This window comes from Xanthomarina sp., assembly GCF_035306605.1.
Classification (GTDB): Bacteria; Bacteroidota; Bacteroidia; order Flavobacteriales; family Flavobacteriaceae; genus Xanthomarina.
Genome location: NZ_DATGNR010000056.1, coordinates 59,855 through 81,458 on the forward strand (window position 1 = coordinate 59,855; position 21,604 = coordinate 81,458).

General features: G+C 35.4%; 18 protein-coding genes. 13 read left to right on the plus strand and 5 right to left on the minus strand.

Annotated features, from left to right (window positions below):
* The first annotated feature begins 96 nt into the window (after positions 1 to 96).
* The 8 genes from VKY41_RS08485 (at position 97) to VKY41_RS08520 (ending at position 7,981) form a co-directional block, all read left to right on the plus strand.
* Complete coding sequence (locus VKY41_RS08485) at positions 97 to 1,404, plus strand: TolC family protein (protein WP_500814015.1); 1,308 nt, start codon at positions 97 to 99, stop codon at positions 1,402 to 1,404.
* Between the two features lie 101 nt (positions 1,405 to 1,505).
* Positions 1,506 to 2,582: an efflux RND transporter periplasmic adaptor subunit gene (locus tag VKY41_RS08490; RefSeq protein ID WP_500814016.1), complete on the plus strand. Its 1,077-nt coding sequence runs from the start codon at positions 1,506 to 1,508 to the stop codon at positions 2,580 to 2,582.
* A 111-nt stretch (positions 2,583 to 2,693) separates the two neighbouring features.
* A complete protein-coding gene (locus VKY41_RS08495; protein WP_500814017.1) occupies positions 2,694 to 5,888 on the plus strand; it encodes an efflux RND transporter permease subunit in 3,195 nt (1,064 codons plus the stop codon).
* A 75-nt stretch (positions 5,889 to 5,963) separates the two neighbouring features.
* A complete protein-coding gene (locus tag VKY41_RS08500; protein WP_500814018.1) occupies positions 5,964 to 6,269 on the plus strand; it encodes a hypothetical protein in 306 nt (101 codons plus the stop codon).
* A 19-nt stretch (positions 6,270 to 6,288) separates the two neighbouring features.
* Positions 6,289 to 6,498: a YgaP family membrane protein gene (locus VKY41_RS08505; RefSeq protein WP_500814019.1), complete on the plus strand. Its 210-nt coding sequence runs from the start codon at positions 6,289 to 6,291 to the stop codon at positions 6,496 to 6,498.
* Positions 6,499 to 6,593: 95 nt separating this feature from the next.
* Positions 6,594 to 7,148 (plus strand): YeeE/YedE family protein, encoded by a 555-nt coding sequence (locus VKY41_RS08510; protein WP_500814020.1) that lies wholly within the window; start codon positions 6,594 to 6,596, stop codon positions 7,146 to 7,148.
* A 1-nt stretch (position 7,149) separates the two neighbouring features.
* Positions 7,150 to 7,563, plus strand: a complete 414-nt coding sequence (locus VKY41_RS08515) for a DUF6691 family protein (RefSeq protein WP_500814021.1) — start codon at positions 7,150 to 7,152, stop codon at positions 7,561 to 7,563.
* Between the two features lie 79 nt (positions 7,564 to 7,642).
* Entirely contained in the window at positions 7,643 to 7,981 is a 339-nt protein-coding gene (locus VKY41_RS08520) for a DUF4870 domain-containing protein (RefSeq protein WP_500814022.1), read from the plus strand.
* 200 nt (positions 7,982 to 8,181) lie between these two features.
* Here the strand turns inward: VKY41_RS08520 and dnaN are convergent, their stop codons facing one another.
* From dnaN to VKY41_RS08540, 4 genes are all read right to left on the minus strand, one after another.
* Positions 8,182 to 9,300, minus strand: coding sequence for a DNA polymerase III subunit beta (gene dnaN, locus VKY41_RS08525; RefSeq protein ID WP_500814023.1), 1,119 nt, complete (start codon positions 9,298 to 9,300; stop codon positions 8,182 to 8,184).
* Positions 9,301 to 9,430: 130 nt separating this feature from the next.
* Positions 9,431 to 11,812 (minus strand): gliding motility-associated ABC transporter substrate-binding protein GldG, encoded by a 2,382-nt coding sequence (gene gldG / locus VKY41_RS08530; RefSeq protein ID WP_500814024.1) that lies wholly within the window; start codon positions 11,810 to 11,812, stop codon positions 9,431 to 9,433.
* 84 nt (positions 11,813 to 11,896) lie between these two features.
* Complete coding sequence (locus VKY41_RS08535; RefSeq protein WP_500814025.1) at positions 11,897 to 12,193, minus strand: putative quinol monooxygenase; 297 nt, start codon at positions 12,191 to 12,193, stop codon at positions 11,897 to 11,899.
* Between the two features lie 12 nt (positions 12,194 to 12,205).
* Positions 12,206 to 13,042, minus strand: a complete 837-nt coding sequence (locus VKY41_RS08540) for an SAM hydrolase/SAM-dependent halogenase family protein (protein WP_500814026.1) — start codon at positions 13,040 to 13,042, stop codon at positions 12,206 to 12,208.
* A gap of 111 nt (positions 13,043 to 13,153) precedes the next feature.
* On the opposite strand from VKY41_RS08540, the gene VKY41_RS08545 reads away from it, so the two are divergent.
* From VKY41_RS08545 to acs, 5 genes are all read left to right on the plus strand, one after another.
* The gene (locus tag VKY41_RS08545) at positions 13,154 to 14,107 is read left to right on the plus strand and encodes a PhoH family protein (RefSeq protein ID WP_500814027.1); all 954 of its coding nucleotides are present in this window, start codon (positions 13,154 to 13,156) and stop codon (positions 14,105 to 14,107) included.
* 237 nt (positions 14,108 to 14,344) lie between these two features.
* Positions 14,345 to 14,857, plus strand: coding sequence for a hypothetical protein (locus VKY41_RS08550; RefSeq protein ID WP_500814028.1), 513 nt, complete (start codon positions 14,345 to 14,347; stop codon positions 14,855 to 14,857).
* Between the two features lie 115 nt (positions 14,858 to 14,972).
* Positions 14,973 to 15,920 carry a phosphoribosylaminoimidazolesuccinocarboxamide synthase gene (locus tag VKY41_RS08555; RefSeq protein WP_500814029.1) on the plus strand — a complete coding sequence of 316 codons (948 nt, stop codon included), beginning with the start codon at positions 14,973 to 14,975 and terminating at the stop codon, positions 15,918 to 15,920.
* 113 nt (positions 15,921 to 16,033) lie between these two features.
* Positions 16,034 to 17,413, plus strand: coding sequence for an alanine/glycine:cation symporter family protein (locus VKY41_RS08560; RefSeq protein WP_500814030.1), 1,380 nt, complete (start codon positions 16,034 to 16,036; stop codon positions 17,411 to 17,413).
* Between the two features lie 85 nt (positions 17,414 to 17,498).
* Positions 17,499 to 19,406 carry an acetate--CoA ligase gene (gene acs, locus VKY41_RS08565; RefSeq protein ID WP_500814031.1) on the plus strand — a complete coding sequence of 636 codons (1,908 nt, stop codon included), beginning with the start codon at positions 17,499 to 17,501 and terminating at the stop codon, positions 19,404 to 19,406.
* 70 nt (positions 19,407 to 19,476) lie between these two features.
* On the opposite strand, the gene VKY41_RS08570 is transcribed toward acs, so the two are convergent.
* The gene (locus tag VKY41_RS08570) at positions 19,477 to 21,405 is read right to left on the minus strand and encodes an adenylate/guanylate cyclase domain-containing protein (RefSeq protein ID WP_500814032.1); all 1,929 of its coding nucleotides are present in this window, start codon (positions 21,403 to 21,405) and stop codon (positions 19,477 to 19,479) included.
* Between the last annotated feature and the right edge of the window lie 199 nt (positions 21,406 to 21,604).

The following is a 21,604-nucleotide window of genomic DNA, read 5'->3' on the forward strand; positions in this document are numbered from 1 at the left end:
AAGTACATAACATACTTATGTATATATGCTAAGTAACCTTTGTTACTAAACATGTCTTTTATTAGGTCTACATTTGTACTACTAAATAGAATACAAATGAAAAGAACCTATTACTTACTTATAACTTTTTTGACTTTGGGCTTTTCATTCCAAGCGCAAGATTTAGTGCCTATCACTAAAGAAGAAGTTTTAGCCAAAGTTTCAGAAAAAAACACAAGTATTAAGATTTCTCAGGAAGAGTTTAATCAAGCAAAAGCCGATTATAATCAAACCAATGCTGTGTTTCTACCAAATATCACAGCAAGCCATACAGGGATTGCAACAACTAATCCATTAATGGCTTTTGGATCTAAATTGAATCAAGAGATTTTAACGCAGAACGACTTTAATCCGGCCTTATTAAATAACCCTTCTCAAATTCAAAACTTTTCAACTAAAATAGAGATACAGCAGCCATTAATAAATTTAGATGGTATTTACCAACGAAAAGCGGCTAAATCTAAAATGGAAGCGATGTCTTTAAAAACGGACCGAACCCAAGAGTATCTAGCTTTCGAAGTAGAGAAAGCTTATATGCAATTACAATTAGCCTATAAAGGAGTTGCTGTTTTAGAAAAAGCACTTGATGCCGCAAACGCTAATAAAGCTTTAGCAGATAATAGTTTTAAACAAGGCTATTTACAACGTGCAGATGTTTTAAATGTCGAGGTAAGAGTTACTGAAGTTCAAAATCAATTACAATCGGCAAGAAGTAATGTGCAAAATGCTTCAAACTATTTGTCTTTCTTAATGAATGATGAAAGTTATGTGATTTATACACCAACAGATAGTCTAACTGTTGAAGTAGTTTCTATGACCGATCCAAAGGTTTCTGAAAATCGTTCTGATATCAAAGCTATGGAATTGGCGTCTAATGCTTATGAAGCCATGAATAAAGCAGATAAGATGGCTTTTCTACCAAGGTTGAATGCTTTTGGAAGCTACGAATTATACGACGATCAAATTTTTCAAGCAGATGCAAACGGCTATTTGTTTGGGGCTCAATTAAGTTGGGATATTTTTCAAGGATCTAAACGTTTTGGTAAAGCGCAAAAAAGTAAAGCTGAATTTGAAAAATCTAAGTTAGAGTACAAGCAATATGTGTCGCAAAGTAATTTAGAATTGAATAAAGCAAAACGCGCTTTTTTAGATGCTGAAAATAAATTGAAATTAAACCAATTGGCTTTGGAACAATCCGAGGAATCGTTAAGGATACGCACCAACCGGTTCAAAGAAGGTTTAGAAAAAACATCCGATTTATTGTTAGCTGAAACGCAATACGCACAAAAGCAATTGGAATATTATCAAACCATATTTGAATACAATTACGCACAAGCTTATTTACAATTTTTAACTAAGGGCTAAAACTTCTCGACTGTGCTTGAGGAGACGAATATTGACTAATCTATTTTTGACGAAAACACATTGCGAAGCAAACAGGACCTAAATAATAAACAATTTTAAAAATGAAAAAAATATATACCATCTTAACATTATCTATCGCATTGCTATTAGCCAGTTGCGGTAGTGAAGACAAAAAAGCGGTTGCAGATAATTCTCCTGAAATTGTTGTAAAAACGAGTCAAGTAGAAGCAAATTCTAATTCACCGTTTTTATCGGTAAGCGGAAAAATTCAGGCAGTAAATAGTGCAGAATTAAGTACTAGAATGATGGGATACGTAAACAAAGTTCACGTAAATGTAGGTGATAAAGTACGTAAAGGGCAACTTTTAGTATCAATTAATAATGCCGATTTACAAGCAAAAAGAGCCCAAGTAAATGCAGGAATTACAGAAGCAACAGTAGCCTTTAACAACGCTCAAAAAGATTATAATCGCTTTCAGAATTTATTCGCAGAGCAAAGCGCCTCTCAAAAGGAAATGGATGATAAGACCGCCAATTTCGAAATGGCAAAAGCGCGATTAGAGTCGGCAAAGCAAATGAAAAACGAAATCAACGCACAATTCGCTTATAGCAATCTTACCGCACCTTTCAGCGGAACGGTAACTAGTAAAAACGTAGAAGAAGGTAATATGGCAAATCCAGGTGTTCCTTTAATCAGTATTGAAACGCCAGGAAGTTTTGAAGTGATGGCTATGGTTCCTGAAACTGAAATTTCCGAAATTAAAACTGGTACAACTGTAGATGTTTTAGTTAAATCTATTAATCAGACATTGAAAGGAAAAGTTACGGAGGTTAGTACATCTGCTAAAAATACAGGTGGACAATACTTAGTAAAAATAGTTTTAGATAAAACGGATGCGAACATCTTATCTGGAATGTTTACCACCGTTCAGTTTCCTGTGGAAAGAAAAACAAAACCTGAAATGGTATTGATTCCAACAGAAGCAATTATTACTAACGGGCAATTATCTGGTGTTTACACAGTAAGTCAAAGTAATACAGCAATTTTAAGATGGTTGCGATTAGGTAGAATTTTTGGAGATCAAGTAGAAGTATTATCTGGTTTAAATGCAGACGAAGCCTACATTGTTTCAGCTGAAGGCAAACTTTTTAATGGTGCAAAAATTACAATACAATAACTAAAAGGTCGCGTTAAGGATAGCAATGGAAATCCTTTTTTTGCTTCCATATATGGCAAAAAAAAGATTGTAATGGATAGCCTGTTAAAACGCCCAAAATAAAAGTATAAAATGAAAGAAGGAATCGCAGGAAAAATTGCCAAAGTCTTTATGCAATCTAAGTTAACGGTATTGTTAATGATTGTGTTTATGGTTGTTGGTGTTTATAGTTCGTTTTTAATTCCTCGTGAAGAAGAACCACAAATTGATGTGCCAATGGCAGATATTTTTGTTGGGTATCCGGGAGCAAGTCCAACGGAAGTCGAGTCGCGAGTTATTAAACCCTTAGAGCAATTAATTTCTAATATAAAAGGTGTGGAATATGTGTACTCTACATCAATGAAGGAACAGGGCATGGTTATCGTTCAGTTTTATGTGGGCGAAGATGTTGAGCGTTCGTTTGTAAAGTTATACAACGAAATTAATAAGCATATGGACCAAATGCCACAAGGTGTAACAATGCCTTTGGTAAAAACACGAGCTATTGATGATGTGCCTATGTTGGGTTTAACACTGTGGAGTGAAAATTACGACGATTACCAATTAAATCAAATGGCTCAAGAGTTAGAGGCAGAAATTCAAAAGGTAAATGATGTTGCCATTACTCATAAAATTGGTGGTCGAGAGCGTCAATTACGCGTGGTTTTAGACAAAGATAAATTAGCAGCAAGTGGCTTAGATTTTTTATCGGTTTCTGAAATGATTAAGGCAAATAATAGCCAATTAAGTTCAGGGAGTTTTGATAAAAACGATACAGAATTTCTTGTAAATACAGGGAAGTTTCTAGAAACGGTAACAGATGTTGAAAACCTAGTAGTCGGGGTTAAACAAAATCAGCCTATCTATTTGAAGCAAGTGGCGCGTATTTTGGACGGTCCAGAACTGCCTCAAAATTATGTGAGTTTAGGTTTTGGAAAAGGAAGTGTTAAATCTTCAGAATACAAATCGGAATATCCTGCAGTGACCATTTCTGTTGCCAAACGAAAAGGCGCAGACGCTATGAAAATTTCGGAAGTCATTATTGATAAGGTGGATCATTTACGTGCGACTTTAATTCCGGATGACGTTCATGTGGAAATCACTAGAAACTACGGAGAAACAGCTTCACAGAAAGTTTCTGAGCTGCTTTGGCACCTTATAGGCTCTATTTTCGCAGTAACCATCGTAGTTATGTTGGCTATGGGCTGGCGTGGTGGATTGGTCGTGTTTTTATCGGTGCCAATTACTTTCGCACTAACCTTATTGAGTTACTACTTGATGGATTATACCTTAAACCGAATTACCTTATTCGCTTTGGTTTTCGTAACAGGTATTGTCGTCGATGACTCCATTATTATTGCCGAAAACATGCATAGGCATTTTAAGATGAAACGATTGCCTTTTAAACAAGCTGCATTATACGCTATTAACGAAGTTGGTAACCCAACCATTTTAGCAACATTCACGGTAATTGCTTCGGTATTACCAATGGCTTTTGTTTCAGGATTAATGGGACCCTATATGGCGCCAATGCCTATTGGAGCATCTATTGCTATGATTTTATCTTTATTTGTAGCCTTGACTATTACGCCATATTTAGGCTTGATTTTCTTAAGAGAGAAAGATAAAAAAGGTCAGACTGAAAAATCCGAAAAACCTTTAGAAGATACTTTAATTTATAGAGTATATAACAAATTAGAACGTCCGTTATTAGAAAGTAAAGCAAAACGTTGGTTGTTTTTAGGGGGAACATTTGCGCTTTTAATGGTAACCATGGTGCTGTTTTTTACGAATTCGGTTGCTGTAAAAATGTTGCCATTTGACAATAAGAATGAATTTCAAGTGGTTATTGATATGCCTGAAGGTACAACCTTAGAACGTACAGGAGTTGTAGCACAAGAAATTTCTCAATACTTAGCGACACGTCCAGAAGTAGTAAATTATCAAAACTATGTGGGGACCTCAGCACCTATAACATTTAACGGCTTGGTGCGTCATTACGATTTACGTGGTGGATCTAATATGGCAGATATTCAAGTGAATTTAATTGGTAAAGGGGAGCGTTCTGCACAAAGTCATGATATTGCTAAATTATTACGACCAGATATTCAGAAAATCGCTTCGAAATTTGGAGCTAATGTGAAATTAGTAGAAGTTCCACCAGGACCTCCAGTACTATCTACAATTGTAGCTGAAGTGTATGGGCCAAATTACGATGAGCAAATTAGAATTGCCGATAATATTCAAGAGATACTAAGAAATACAGATGACGTGGTAGATATCGATTGGATGGTGGAGGATGACCAAATTGAATATCAGTTTGAAATCAATAAGGAAAAAGCAATGTTATATGGTGTAGCACCACAGCAAATAGCTTACACCATGAATATGGCATTATCTAATAGAGCTATTACAAACTTGTATGATGAAGATGCTGTTAGTCAAGTTGGATTAGTATTGGCTTTAGATGAAAAGGAGAAATCTACAATTACAGACATCTCTCAATTAAAAGTAAAATCGAATCAAGGGCTGATGATTCCTATTGCCGATTTAGTAGATATTTCACAAACCACTGCAGCCAAAAGCATTTATCGTAAAAATCAAAAACGTGTGGTTTATGTTATGGCAGATATGGCTGGAGAATTAGAAAGTCCTGCATACGCGATTTTAGGAATGGAAGACAAACTGAAGGAGATTCCTTTAGAAAAAGGATACGAACTTAATGAACTGTATTTAGGTCAACCAGATTTTGAGGATAATTATACGGTAAAATGGGATGGTGAATGGCAAATTACATTAGAGGTATTTCGAGATTTAGGAATTGCGTTTTTAGGTGCTATTATCTTGATATACATTTTAATTGTTGGCTGGTTCCAAAACTTTAAAGCACCCATCGTAATGATGGTTGCTATTCCGTTATCCTTAATCGGGATTATTCTTGGACACTGGATTATGGGAGCATTCTTTACAGCCACATCGTTTATTGGAATGATTGCTTTAGCGGGAATTATGGTGAGGAACTCGGTTTTACTAATTGACTTTATCAATTTAAGAACAGCTGAAGGTGTACCGTTAAAACAAGCAGCAATTGAAGCTGGAGCTGTGCGTACAACACCAATTCTATTAACAGCAGGAACGGTTGTTATTGGCGCATTTGTGATTTTGTTTGATCCAATTTTCCAAGGCTTAGCGATATCGTTAATGGGCGGAACTATTGTTTCAACAGTGTTAACCTTGTTGGTTGTGCCACTGGTATATTACATGATTGAGAAGAAGAATTACAAATGAATATTTTCCGCAGATTTCGCGGATGTACGCAGAAGTACAATCTAAAAATCTGCGGGAAACAAAAATAAATCGCATATGAAATTAGTAATAGTCACATCAGTCGAAGAGTTTCAAAAAGATGTTTTGAGACTTTTCAAAAATGCAGATATTCACAATTTGAGTAGTTCTGATATAGACGGCTATAAAAATGGTTCTTCAGTATTAATGACCTCAAGTTGGTTTCCAGGTGAAAAATTTGGAGATGAATCGCGTTTATTTTTCTCGTTTACGGAAGACGAAAATATTAATATGCTATTCCGGTTAATACAAGAATTTAATTCAACTTTAGAAACCAACAATGCTGTAAGAGCTGTTGTGGTTCCTATTGAAAGATCAATATAAACTTAAAAATTAATTAAAGATGTTAAATACTTATTTTAGAATTATAGTTGGAAGTATGGTATTGTTAAGTGTTGTACTTACGCAATACGTGCATGAAAACTGGATGTGGTTTACCGTATTTATTGGTGTAAATCTGATTCAGTCGGCCTTTACCAAGTGGTGCTTATTAGAAACCATTCTAGTAAAATTAGGGGTTAAGAAAGAAGGTGGTAGTTGTAGTATAAAATAGTTATCAAAATTAAATAGGTGTAATCCTTGATAAATTTGATATATTAAAAATCCATAAATTGATTTATTGCATGTATTTTCGCATAAATTTAATTTATGGATTTTTTATTTCAACCTTGGCCTTGGTATGTTTCAGGCTTTTTAATAGCACTTACCATGCTTATACTTTTGCTTATGGGCAAAAGGTTTGGTATGTCTTCAAACCTAAGAACCTTTTGTGCTGCTTGTGGAGCAGGGAAAGCAAGCGACTTTTTTAAGTTTAATTGGCGGGATGATGTTTGGAACCTTCTTATAGTAGTTGGAGCCATGCTTGGTGGTTATTTTGCATCTCATTATTTATCTCAAGGCGACATGCCTTTAATTAGTGAAGCTACTATAGCTTCTTTACAAGATTTAAATATATCTGCCACCAATCAATACGTTCCTGTAGAGTTATTTTCTTTAGAATCCATGACAAATATAAAAACGCTTGCTATTTTAATTATAGGGGGAATTCTTGTGGGATTTGGCGCTCGTTATGCAGGAGGTTGTACTTCTGGTCATGCTATTTCAGGATTAAGCAATCTGCAATTACCATCATTAATCGCTGTTGTTGGATTTTTTATTGGAGGTCTGATTATGGTTCATTTATTATACCCTTTAATTTTTTAATATGAAGAAGTTAGCATTCATTATAGTCGGTTTTTGTTTCGGAATTATCATGTATAAGTCGGAAGCAGCATCCTGGTTTCGTATTTATGAAATGTTCAGATTTGAATCTTTCCACATGTATGGTATTATGGGAACAGCCTTAGCATTTGGAGTCCTGTTCGTACATTTAATTAAACGCTTTCACATCAAGACTTTTTCAGGTGAAACCATTACTATTGCTCCAAAAGAGAAATCTATTACGAGATATTTAGTAGGAGGAATTATTTTTGGTTTGGGTTGGGCTTTAGTAGGAGCCTGTCCAGGACCTATATTTGTACTTATAGGAGCTGGATATTTACCCGTTATAATTGTATTTCTAGCCGCTGTGTTTGGGACTTTTTTATACGGCTTGGTTAGAGAAAAATTGCCACATTAGTTGCTTTTTATGTTGGTTTTGTAACATTTTTATGGGTTGTTCGTCATATTAATACATCAATCATTAGAAATTAATCATCATGAGAAAAGACAATCAATTAATAGTTATAACCCATTTAAGTCAGTTATTAACGTGCTTAACCGGATTTGGAGGACTTATAGTGCCACTTATTTTATGGGCAACACAAAAGGATAAGGTTCTTGATATGGATGAACATGGTAAGCGTATTATTAATTTTCAATTGAGTATACTTATTTATGCTATTATTTGTGTTCCGGCAATTTTATTATTAGGTTTGGGTATTGTTGGTTTAATTGTTATCGGTTTTATTTCTTTAATATTTCCTATAATCAATGCCATAAAGGCCAACAACGGAGAACCTGTAACATATCCATTATCTTTTAATTTTATTAGTTAAAATATTTATTCCAGTAAGAACATATAATGGATTTTAAAAGCGCTTTCTTAGGAAGGCGCTTTTTTGTTTTAATAGCTGTGTTAGGAAGGACTGTCTATTTAAGCCAATAGTATCAAAATAAAAAAACCACAACTTAACAAAGTTATGGTTTTCATTATCTTTTATAAACATAAGTTATAACAGCTTTATAAGCTTGTTTACTAGCTGTTCAACATGACTGGCATAACAAGCATAGTAACTTGTTCACCTTCATCTAAACCATCAACAGGAGTTAAAATTCCTGCTCTATTTGGTAAGCTCATCTCTAATTGTACTTCGTCTGAAGTTAGGTTGTTTAACATTTCAGTTAAGAAACGAGAGTTAAACCCAATTTGCATATCGTCTCCTTGGTAATCACAAGTTAAACGCTCTTCCGCTTTGTTTGAGTAGTCTATATCTTCAGCAGAAATATTTAATTCAGCTCCAGCAATTTTTAAACGTATTTGGTGGGTTGTTTTGTTAGAGAAAATACTAACACGACGTACCGAATTTAAAAACTGCATTCTATCTATCACTAATTTATTTGGATTCTCTTTTGGAATTACAGCTTCGTAATTTGGATATTTTCCATCAATTAAACGACAGATTAAAATGGTATTTTCAAACGTGAATTTTGCATTAGAATCGTTGTATTCAATGGTTACATTATCATCACTTGCCGCTAAAATTCCTTTTAATAGATTTAGAGGCTTTTTAGGCATGATAAATTCAGTGGTTTGACCCGCTGTAACATCTTCTCTTGAATATTTAACCAATTTGTGGGCATCTGTAGCAACAAAGGTTAATCCTTCTGTAGAAAACTGAAAGAACACTCCACTCATTACAGGACGTAAATCATCGTTTCCAGCAGCAAAAATGGTTTTGCTGATAGCTGTAGATAAAATATCGCCGGTAATAGTTGTTGAGGTTGCATCGTCTAAAGACACCGCTTTAGGGAATTCATTTCCATCAGCATAAGCTAAAGCGTATTTTCCATGATTCGAGCTAATTTCTATGGTATTGTTTTCTTCAACAACAAAGGTTAAAGGTTGCTCAGGAAAGGTTTTTAAAGTTTCTAATAGCAAACGAGCTGGAACAGCGATGTTTCCACTATTTTCACTTTCTACTTCTAATTTAGCCGACATGGTCGTTTCTAAATCACTTGCAGAAATTGTAAGTTCAGAATTGTTTAATTCGAATAAGAAGTTATCTAAAATAGGTAAGGTATTCGAGTTATTAATAACACCTCCAAGAACTTGTAGCTGTTTTAGTAAATAGGTACTTGATACTATAAATTTCATGTATATTAAATACGTTTAATGTTCGTTTAATTACTATTACAAATATATCGTATAGTGGTTAATATAGGAAACAAACTTATTAACATTTCATCTCGTGAAAATAGTATTTTTTTTTCAACAAATCAAGTGGTTATCTTAGGTATTTCTTCTTTCTATAGAAATTGAAAATAAACCCGAAAACCCCTAAAAACACTAGTGGTAACAGAATGTTAATTAACTGCCATTTGGTTTTTTCTGAAGCGGCTTTTTTGTAATCTAAAAACGACACTTCAATTTCTTTTGATCGAATGTTTATAAGTCCGTTATCATCTAGAAGGTAATTTACGGCATTTAGTAAAAATTCTTTATTGCCGTATAGCTGTCCAGAACTCCTGTCGAAGCCTAATTCAATAGGTCCGTTTTTACCCAATTCATTTTTAATAACATCGCCATCAGCAATTACAATCATTTTAGTTGCTTTGCTTTTGTTTCTTGTTTTTTCAAGAGGAAAAGGTTTCACCCGGTTGTTATACACCGAAGTAAATTCGCCTTCCAACAAAACGGCTAAGTTTTGATACGGATTGTTGTAAAGTTCTGGGTTTGGTTCTTCCACCGTCATTTCTAAACTAATTTCCCTTGGTGTTCCATCTATTTTAGAAAGTGTTGAACTTTTTAGTAAAATGGTTTTTTTGATATCGTTTTTTAAGGTGTCAATTTGATTTGCGAAATCAAACTTCACTAAATTTAAATTATTTACGATAGGATGTTGACCTAAGGGATTTACCAAAGGCGAATAGTACCAAGGAAACTGTTGAAAACGAGCTTCGCTGCCTTCACCTATAGCTAAAGTAATTGGAGCCGAGTAGAGGTCGTTTATTAAAACAGGATTGATTCTTAAACCGTATTTAAAGAAGAAATCGGTCATGTTTAAGTCTCTAGCAATCGCTACACTTTTACCTGTATTGTACAGGCTATCTTTTTCCATAGCCACGGCGTCCATTAACCAGAGGCTTTTTCCTCCAGCCATGGTATACTGATCTAAAACAAACTTTTCTTCTTCGGTAAAAGCTTCTGTAGGCTTTGCAGATACAATTAAATTGAAATCCTTTAACTGATTTAGTGTTCTTTCAGGGTTGCGAGCCACACTGTCTAAAGTAAACGGAGCTAGGTTGTAATATTCTGAAATGGTTTTTAGGAAATCTTCTATATAACGCCCTTTTAGTTCGCCATTACCAATTAAGAAGGCTATTTTTTTATTTCGTGGATTCACCAATTTGCTAAAGCCATCAGCAAAAGCATATTCTAAATGCTGAACCGAATGGGTGATTAGTTCCTGTTGGGTAGCACCAATTTTATTCTTTACCAAAGGAATTTTTACTGTTACATCGTTATAACTAGCTAAGGCCCATGGAAAAATAACTGCTTGACTACTTTTTCCGTTTTCTTCCACGTTCAGTTGCATAGGTATTAAACCTCTGTCGTTGAGTTGTTGGATGTTTGTATCTCTATTCGCTTCGTCTGCTAGTGGGTTTATAAAATGAAAAACAATGTTTTTATTATGAGCCGAAAACTCTTCTAGAATTTGTTTCGTTTCTAATTGCAGGCGTCTGAATTCTGAAGGGAAGCCTTCGCCTTCTAAAAATACATCTACAATAATAGGCGATTCCACCTCGTCTATAATACCTAGAGCGGATGGGCTAATGGTATATCGTTTGTCTGAAGTTAAATCGAAACGACTGTAGTAATTACTGCTCAGGAAGTTTAACGCTAATAAACCCAATAATAAGGCGGTTAAAACAAGGCTTTCTTTCTTCTGGATGCCTTTGGTTGCAATCCGTTTGCTTGTAAGAAAAATAAAGAAAATGGTAATGCTTAAGAAATAGACAATATCTCGTGTATCTAAAACCCCACGACTCATGCTTTTATAGTGCGCGTTCATCCCCAATTGCTCAACAAAGGTACTTGCCAGCATGTCTGCTATTCCTTCAAACCCGATATAAAAAATTATACAAATAAATACGGAGGCTATAAACGAAACAATTTGATTGTCTGATAATGTGGAGGTAAAAACACCAATAGCTGTATAGGCTGCCACTAAGAATAATAAGCCAAAATACGAGCCTAAGGTACTACCAACATCTAGATTACCGATAGGGTTTCCTAATTGATATACCGTGTACACATATAAAAGTGTAGGAAGTAAAGCCATTAGGATTAAGATAAAAGCCCCTAAGTATTTCCCTAAAACAATGTTGAATAAACTGATGGGTTTTGTTACTAATAATTCTAAAGTTCCTTGCTTTTTTTCGTCGCTAAAACTTCGCATAGTAACTGCTGGAATCAGGAAAATTAGCACCCAAGGAGCTAATAGGAAAAACGAGGATAGATCGGCAAAGCCATTGTTTAAGATGTTGAATTCCCCTTTAAAGAGCCATAGAATCAATCCGTTTAACAAAAGAAAAAGAGCGATAACCAAGTAACCAATTGGAGAGGCAAAAAATGAGTTTATTTCTTTTCTTAGGATGGCAAACATTTGTATAAGGTATTAGGGAATAATAGTAATTAGATTATTTGTTAATGAGCTAACATGTTTATTAAATTAGTATAGCTTTTAAGGTTATAGAAGTGAAACCGTTTTATCCACGCTCCAAGCTTCTGGTTTGGCATTGAAAAGAGGTTTTGTTTTACTCCACACCGCTTTAAATAAATCGGAGTGTCTGTATGCTTCCAAATCGGTTTCGGCCTCCCAATAACTATAGGTAAAAAATATGTTTGTATTTGTTTTGTCTCTATATAATTCTAATAAACGGCAGCCTTTAAAATTTCGTATTTTTTCTTTATTCAGATCAAAATTCGCAAGAAATTCAGGTACATGCTTTTCATCAAAACTTAATTTTACAATTCTTACAAACATAGGTTTCTACTTTTATTCATTTATAAATTTTACGCTTACAGAGTCCAGTACATTCAATCCTAATAAGGTATTAGCACTACCAGTAGTTAGTCCGTTACTTTTATAAACGGCAATCTCCAAATAATTAGATGAGTTAAATACCACCATTTTTTTTCCTTCGTCGTTTCTTTTTTCTATTGGCACTTCAAAATTCACTACATCGCAATATTTAGTAAATATTTTATCGAATTTATAAGACCTAGCACTTATTATAAATTTTCGTCCCTTTTGGATTTTTGTAAAAAAGGATTTTTTAATATTGGTAATAACGTTGCCATAATTATCAATATAGATTACGCTTCCTACAATCTGAGTTTCTTCTTCGTTAACAAATGGATGTATGTTTCTTATAGGTTTAATAAAATCTATTGGTTTTCCAATAACCTCAAGAGTTCCACCTCGAGCTATATGGCAAGCTACTTTAACAAAAACATCTAGCGCAGGAAATTTGGTTTCAACATGGTCGTGGATGTTTATTTCCACTATTTTTTCTGGACTTATTTCGGCAGAGATCATGCTCATAATTCCATTATTGGCACATATAAAATAATGATCGTCTAGTAAAATAGCTATATGCTTGTTATCTTCATGCATTTCAGAATCGATACCTATAATGTGTATGGTTCCTTTAGGAAAACTACTGTAGGCATTTTGAATAATATAAGCCGCTTCAGGAATGTTAAAAGGCGATACCGAATGAGAGATATCAACAATTCTCACATCTGGTAATTCGGTGTAAATAGCTCCTTTAACTGCGCCAGCAAAGTGATCTTTCTCTCCGAAATCGGTTGTTAAGGTTATAATTGGCATGAATTATTTGTTGATATTTTTTTAACTAAACACAAGTTAAAATTATGTAGTTTTGTTTAAGGACAAATCTAATAAATCTAAATCGATAATTTTCATTAAATCATACAGCTTTTGAACGAAATCACAATCGAACTTGAAGAAGTTTCTCCAAAAGAATTTTTTGGAGCACATAATGCCAATATTGAATTATTAAAAAAGTATTTCCCCAAATTAAAAATTGTAGCAAGAGGCTCGAAGATAAAAGCTTATGGCGATAAGGATCTTCTTGAGGAATTCGATAAACGATTTCATATGGTCATGGAACACTATATTAAATTCAATAAGTTGGATGAAAATGTTATAGAACGCATTCTTACTAGTGTAAGTAAAGATGATTATGAAACCAGTGCAGCTAGTGGAGATACTATTGTTCATGGAGTTAACGGTCGATTAATAAAAGCACAAACAGCCAACCAACGTAAATTGGTAGAACTGATGCGGAAAAACGATATGGTTTTTGCCATTGGTCCGGCTGGAACAGGGAAAACCTATACAGGAGTTGCTTTAGCCGTGCGAGCGTTAAAAAACAAAGAAGTTAAACGTATTATTTTAACCCGTCCAGCTGTTGAGGCAGGTGAGAACTTAGGCTTTCTTCCAGGAGATTTAAAAGAAAAGTTAGATCCGTACATGCAGCCTTTATATGATGCTTTACGTGATATGATTCCGCCAGAAAAATTAATGCAATACATAGAAAATGGAACCATACAAATAGCTCCGTTGGCTTTTATGCGAGGAAGAACCTTGGACCATGCATTTGTTATTTTGGATGAAGGACAAAATACGACACATGCTCAAATGAAGATGTTTTTAACTAGAATGGGTAAGAACGCCAAGTTTTTATTGACGGGAGATCCAGGACAAGTAGATTTGCCAAGAAGAACCATTTCTGGTTTAAAAGAAGCTTTACTTATTTTGAAAAACGTAGAAGGCGTAGGAATGGTGTTTTTAGATGATAAAGATGTTATACGCCATAAACTGGTTAAAAAGGTTATTGAAGCCTATAAAAGCATTGAATCTCAACCTTAATTGGGATTTATAAAGCTACATTATCGCAGCCGATAAATAAAAATATCTTTTAAAGAATAAGCCAGTTGTTAAGCTGGCTTTTTTATTTGTTCATTTTAGGTTGTGGGCTACTGTATTGTTGGTTTCCCATGCCTATGTAAGACTTTCCTTATAATTATATAAACAATACCAATAATCATATAATTTATTCTGTGATAGGTTATGGATCTTTGGTGTGTAATCATAACACATACAAAAATGAAAAAAATATTTTTAGTTATCATGATATTTGGATTAACTCCAATTTTCGCACAACAAAATGAGGTAGAATTTACACCAAAAAACTCTTGGTTAAAAGCTGGGTTAACAGCGGGAATTCCAGTAGGAGATGCTAGTGATCTATCGTCCTTTAGTTTAGGTTTAGATTTAAGAGGTCAGTATTTATTTAATCCAAATGTGGCCATTGGTGTAGCTTCAGGTTACAGCCATTATTTTGGAAAAGACAAGTTCGACGATTTTGGACTGGTGCCTTTAGCTGGGTTCTTTCGTTACTATTTTACTCCAAACGGATTGTTTATTGGGACGGACGTTGGTTATGGATTGTTAACTAATGTCGATAACCATGAAGGAGGTTTATATGTTAACCCACAAATAGGGTATCATAACAGAGATTGGAATATTTATGCTTTTTATCAAAACACCTTTGCAGAAAACGATTTGAATTTGCAACAGGTTGGAGTAGGAGTTACCTATAATATCCGATTTAAATAAATTGCAATAAAAATTAAAGATACTTAAAAGGAGAAATGTTTATTTCTCCTTTTTTTATTTAGTTTTGCGGCAGTAAACAAATTACCTTTGCAAAACAACCAACAAGCTACTACAAATGAACACGATTACAGATACTAATTTCAGTTTCCCGAACCAAAAAAGCATATACAAAGGCAAAGTAAGAGAGGTCTATAATATCAATGACGATTTGTTAGTCATGGTTGCAACAGACAGGCTTTCGGCTTTCGATGTGGTTATGCCAAAGGGCATTCCTTACAAAGGGCAAATATTAAATCAGATTGCCACCAAAATGATGAAAGCAACTGAAGATTTGGTGCCAAACTGGCTAATAGCAACTCCAGATCCCAATGTGGCGGTTGGACATTTATGCGAGCCGTTTAAAGTGGAAATGGTTATTCGAGGCTACTTGTCTGGGCATGCCGCTAGAGAATATAAAGCAGGGAAACGCGTACTTTGTGGTGTAAGCATGCCAGAAGGGATGAAAGAAAACGATAAATTTCCTCAACCCATTATCACGCCAGCCACTAAAGCAGAAATGGGCGATCACGACGAAGATATTTCAAGAGAAGACATAATAAAAAAAGGAATAGTATCTGAAGCTGATTACTTAGTTTTGGAGGATTACACTAGAAAGTTATTCCAAAGAGGTTCGGAAATTGCGGCCTCTAGAGGGTTGATTTTAGTAGATACCAAATACGAGTTCGGAAAAACCAAAGACGGCAAGATTGTTTTAATCGATGAGATACATACCCCAGATTCATCACGTTATTTTTATGCAGATGGTTATCAAGAGCGTCAAGATAGAGGTGAGGCTCAAAAGCAATTATCTAAAGAGTTTGTACGTCAGTGGTTAATAGCCAATGAGTTTCAAGGCTTAGAAGGACAAACCGTTCCAGAAATGAGCGATGCGTATATTGAAACTGTAAGTGAGCGTTATATAGAGCTTTACGAAAATATTACAGGAGAAACCTTTGTCAAAGCAGACGTTTCAAATATTCAAAGTAGGATAGAGCAAAATGTTTTGGCCTATTTGGGAAACTAGCCTTTTTAATACTATAAAAAAAAGACCTTGAATTACATCAAGGTCTTTTTTTATGGCATAAATTTTCAAGGGTTCAATTGCTTTTAATACATTTATACATCTTAACAAACAACATGGAACAACTAAACCAACTTATTTCAGATTTTGCTTCTTACGCTTGGGGATTGCCCTTGTTAATTTTATTAATTGGTGGAGGATTGTATTTATTAATTCTTTCTGGGTTTTTACCTTTTAGATATTTGGGACATGCTTTTCAAGTTTTACGTGGTAAATACGACAACCCAAACGATTCTGGAGAAATAAGTCACTTTCAGGCTTTAACTACAGCATTGTCTTCAACCATTGGTATGGGAAACATTGCTGGTGTAGCTGTAGCCATATCCATAGGAGGACCAGGCGCAGTTTTTTGGATGTGGGTAAGTGCCATTATAGGAATGAGCACCAAATTCTTTACCTCAACATTAGCTATTATGTACCGAGGGAAAGATAGTCATGGAAAGATTCAAGGCGGTCCGATGTATTTTATTATGGAAGGTTTAGGAAAAAAATGGAAACCATTGGCTGTATTTTTTAGTTTATGTGGGCTTGTTGGGGCTTTGCCTGTTTTTAATGTAAATCAATTAACCCAAGCCATAAATGATATTTTATTAGTGCCTAACGGTGTTGAGGTTGGGTTTCATACCAATCTAATTATAGGTATTGTATTAGTTCTTATTACCTCAATAGTTATTCTTGGCGGATTAAACCGAATTAGTAAAGTCGCGTCTAAAATGGTTCCTAGCATGGTTTTACTTTACTTTGTTTTGGTGATATTTATATTAATCATCAATTTTGAAGTGGTACCAAAATACTTCTTAATGATATTTACCGATGCGTTTGCCGCTAATAATTTTAAAGGAGATTCTTTTTTAGGTGGCGTTGTAGGCGGATTGATTCTTTTGGGTATCAGACGTGGTGCTTTTTCAAATGAGGCTGGAATTGGTACAGCTCCCATGGCTCATGGTGCTGCTAAAACCAATGAGCCCGTTCGCGAAGGTTTGGTAGCTATGTTGGGGCCAGCCATAGATACTTTAGTGGTTTGTACCCTTACGGCATTAGCCATTTTGGTTACAGGAGTTTGGCAAACATCAGATGCCAATGGGGTGAGTTTAACGGCTTCAGCCTTTGGCGATGCCATGCCGGGAATAGGAACGTATTTGTTGTTAGTTTGTATTGCCGTTTTTAGTATTTCGTCCTTATTTTCATATTCGTATTATGGCACTAAGTGCATGTCCTTTTTATTTGGAGCAGATAACATGCATTATTATAACTACTTATACATTGCAAGTATCCTTATGGGAGCCACGACCTCTTTAGCCATGATGATTAATTTAATTGATGGTTTTTTTGCACTTATGGCTATTCCAACCATGACGGCTACTTTAATTATGGCACCTCGCGTAGTCAAAGAATTTAAAGCCTATAGAGTCAGGTTGTTAGAACATAAAAAATAAACGAATTACAATAAGTATTTAATTTTCAGTTTAGTCCATAATACTTATTTTTAAAAGACATTTTAATCAAACATAACCGGAGATTATGAGTAATTACCACATCAAACATTTAGAAGAATACTATCAAGTTTATAGAAAGTCTATTCGAGAACCAGAAAATTTTTGGGAGGAAGTAGCTGAGGAGCATTTTTTATGGCGAAAGAAATGGGATAAAGTTTTAAGTTGGGATTTTTCTAAACCAGAAATTAAATGGTTTGAAGGAGCAAAACTTAATATTACTGAAAACTGTATAGACAGGCATTTAACCACTCGTGGCGATAAAACGGCTATATTGTTCGAACCGAATAATCCAGACGAACCTGCCGAACATATTTCGTACAAACAATTATACGAAAGAGTGAATAAAATGGCCAATGTGTTAAAAGCTCATGGTATAAAAAAGGGCGACCGTGTTTGTATTTACGTACCTATGATTCCTGAATTAAGCATTGCTATTTTAGCTTGTGCTAGAATTGGAGCCATACATTCTGTCGTGTTTGCTGGCTTTTCTTCTACAGCTCTATCCACTAGAATTAACGATTCCGATTGTAAAATGGTCATTACGGCAGATGGCTCGTTTAGAGGTAATAAAACCATAGATTTAAAAGGGATTGTAGATGAGGCATTGGAGTCTTGCTCAGGGGTTGAACATGTGTTAGTAGTTAAGCGTATTGACAGCAATATTTCTATGAAAGAAGGGCGCGACACTTGGTTGCAACCTTTATTGGATGAAGCTTCATCTGAATGTCCTGCAGAAATTATGGACGCTGAAGACCCACTATTCATTCTGTACACTTCAGGTTCTACTGGACAGCCAAAAGGCATGGTGCATACTACGGCCGGTTATATGGTTTACACCGCTTATACCTTTAAAAATGCCTTTCAATACCGAGAGAATGATGTGTATTGGTGCACAGCAGATATAGGATGGATTACTGGGCATAGTTATATCGTTTACGGACCACTAGCGAACGGTGCCACCTCACTTATGTTTGAAGGGGTGCCACATTATCCTGATTTTGGACGTTTCTGGGAAATTATAGATAAACATAAAGTCAACCAATTTTACACGGCACCAACTGCTATTCGAGCATTAGCAAAACAAGGTTCAGAATTGGTAGAGAAATTCGATTTATCCTCCATAAAAGTATTAGGGTCTGTTGGAGAACCTATCAATGAGGAAGCTTGGCATTGGTATAATGATAATGTGGGGAAAAGAAAAAGTCCGATTATAGATACTTGGTGGCAGACTGAAACAGGTGGAATTATGATTACGCCAATTCCGTTTGTTACCCCAACAAAACCAACCTATGCTACCTTACCATTTATAGGGGTACAACCCGCGTTAATGAATGAGGCTGGAGAAGAATTAAAGGGCAATCAGGTAGAGGGGCGCTTATGCATTAAATTCCCATGGCCGAGTATGGCTAGAACCATTTGGAGAAATCATGACAGGTATAAAGAAACCTATTTTTCAACCTACAAAAACATGTATTTTACGGGAGATGGCGCACTTAGGGATGAGGTAGGTTATTATAGAATTACAGGACGTGTAGATGATGTTATTATTGTTTCAGGCCATAATTTAGGAACCGCACCTATTGAAGATGCTATTAATGAACATCCAGCAGTTGCCGAATCTGCTATTGTTGGTTACCCTCATGATATTAAGGGAACCGCTTTATATGGGTATATCACCCTTAAAGATGCCGGTGAAGGTAGGATGCACGATAATTTACGTAAAGAAATCAATCAACTCATTACCGATAGAATTGGCCCGATTGCCAAGCTGGACAAAATCCAATTTACTGAAGGTTTACCAAAAACTCGTTCGGGCAAGATTATGAGACGTATATTACGTAAAATAGCAGAAAAGAATACCTCTAATTTGGGTGATATCAGTACCTTGTTAAATCCGGAGGTAGTTCAAGATATTATGGATCAGTCCTTGTAACATAAACGTGAAAATATCATTCAAAAATCTTATATTCATAAAAAAGCGTCTTTTACGGGCGCTTTTTGTTTTAGGTATTTTTTTTACTAACGAACCACATGTCTATTTCTCCTTTGCCTTTGGCTGAAATTTTACCTCTACATTCAAAAACAAAATCGGGATCATTTTTTATGAGTTCATAGGTTTGCTGACTAATATTGACTTTACCTACTTCACCAGCACTTTCCATTCTACTGGCAGTATTTACGGCATCTCCCCAAATATCGTATTGAAATTTATTGACTCCTACAATCCCCGCCACAATGGGACCGGTATGAATCCCCACACGCATGTTAAATGCAGGGAGTCCTTGCGCATCCATATTGGCTTTTCTTTTACCAATAAAGGATTGCATATCAAGCGCTGCTAAAACCGTGTTTCTTACAGACTCTTGAGCAGGAACAGGTAGTCCTCCGGCTGCCATATAAGCATCACCAATTGTTTTAATTTTTTCAACATGATGTTTTAGCATCATACCGTCAAACGCTTCAAAACAATGATTGATTTCACTTACCAAATCGGCTGCACTAAGTTTGGCACTAAATTCAGTAAAACCAATAAAATCGCTAAAAAGAATAGAGACCATGTCAAAATCGCGTGCTGCAGCCTTGCCTTTTTCTTTTAGTTCTTCAGCAATTTCTGCAGGTAAGATATTTAAAAGTAAGGCTTCGCTACGTGCTTTTTCTTTTTTCACTTTATTGCGCTGGCGCATTACCACCATGGAGAAAAGAAGCAGCCCTGAAGCTCCGAGTAGGGTGGAGTTTCTAATATTTCGCTGACGTTTGAGTTCCGCAATATTCAAGGCTTCCTTTTGCTTTTGTTCCAGTTCTCTTTTCTGATGGAGCGCTTCTATCTGAGCTTGTTTTCGGACATATTCATTTTCTATTGCTTGTCGTTTGAGCGCTTCCTCATAGGCCAATTCTTTCTTTTCGAGCTCTGATTGTGCAGCAGCTTGCTTGGTTTCATATTCAAAGGCAAGTGATTGGAGTTCTATTTTATTTTGTAATTCCAATTTCTGCTTGGTACTTACTAGATTTAGTGAATCCTCTCTTCTGCCATATTCATATCCCATTTCTGCTTGAACAAGTTTTTTGTCTCTCGCGATGTTAAAGAGAGAATCGTTGATTTCAGCATATTGTTTGTAGCTTATTAGAGCATCTTCGTATTGGTTAAGGATTGCTTGTATCTTACTTTTTTGATTAAGGTAGAACCCACGGTTTTTAAGTTCTCCTTGGTTGGTTAAGATTGTTATGGCACTGTCTGTATATTTGAGTCCTGTTTTAATGGCTGCATCCTTATTTCCGCTGAAGTATTTGTCGAGCATTTTGGAGTCGTTATTTACAGCTATTTGGTGGTAGGTTTCACCGGTAAGACCCAATATTACCCCTGTTTGAAAATTATCCTGTAGTCTTTGCGATTCTTTTATGGCCTTTTCAAGCCATAACAGTGCATTTTCATGATCCTTTTCTACCAAATATACTCCACCCATATTGTAGGTTATTAAGGCGAGGTCTTTGTGGTTTTCAAATTCTTGGTAAATGTTATACGCCTGTTGGTAGTAGGAACGAGCTTTAATATAATCCTTTTGCAAGTCATAAACCGATCCAATATTTGAAAGTAACAAGGCACTGGTTTCCCTGGTTCCCATTTCTTCACTTATAGTTAAAGCCTTGTTGTAGTAGTCTAGTGCTTTTTCATAGGCTCCTTGAGTTTCATATATTGTTCCTATGCTTGTATACATTGTATTCGTTAGAGACTTTAAGTTATGTTTCTCAAATATTTTTAGGGCGTTAAAAAAGTTTTGTAATGCTATTGGGTAGTTGGACAATTCGGCATAAATAGCACCTTTAAACCTATAGGCATGGCCTAGTCCTATATCATCGTTACGTTCTTTGCTATACTCATAGAGCTCTGTTGTTACAGAAAGGGCTTCGGGATACCTTAAAAGTTTGAGGTACATTATGCAGGTATTATTTAAAGCCGTTTTGAGGTAGGGATGGTCTATTTTTCGGAAGGCTTGACTAGATTGGATATACGCTTGTAAAGCTAGTTCCGCTTGATCGGTATTTTCATAACACAAGCCAAGTATGATGGCGCCTAAACCCATGGTTGAGGTTAGTTGGGTTTGCTGGGAAAGGTCTATGGCTTGGAGGAGTTGG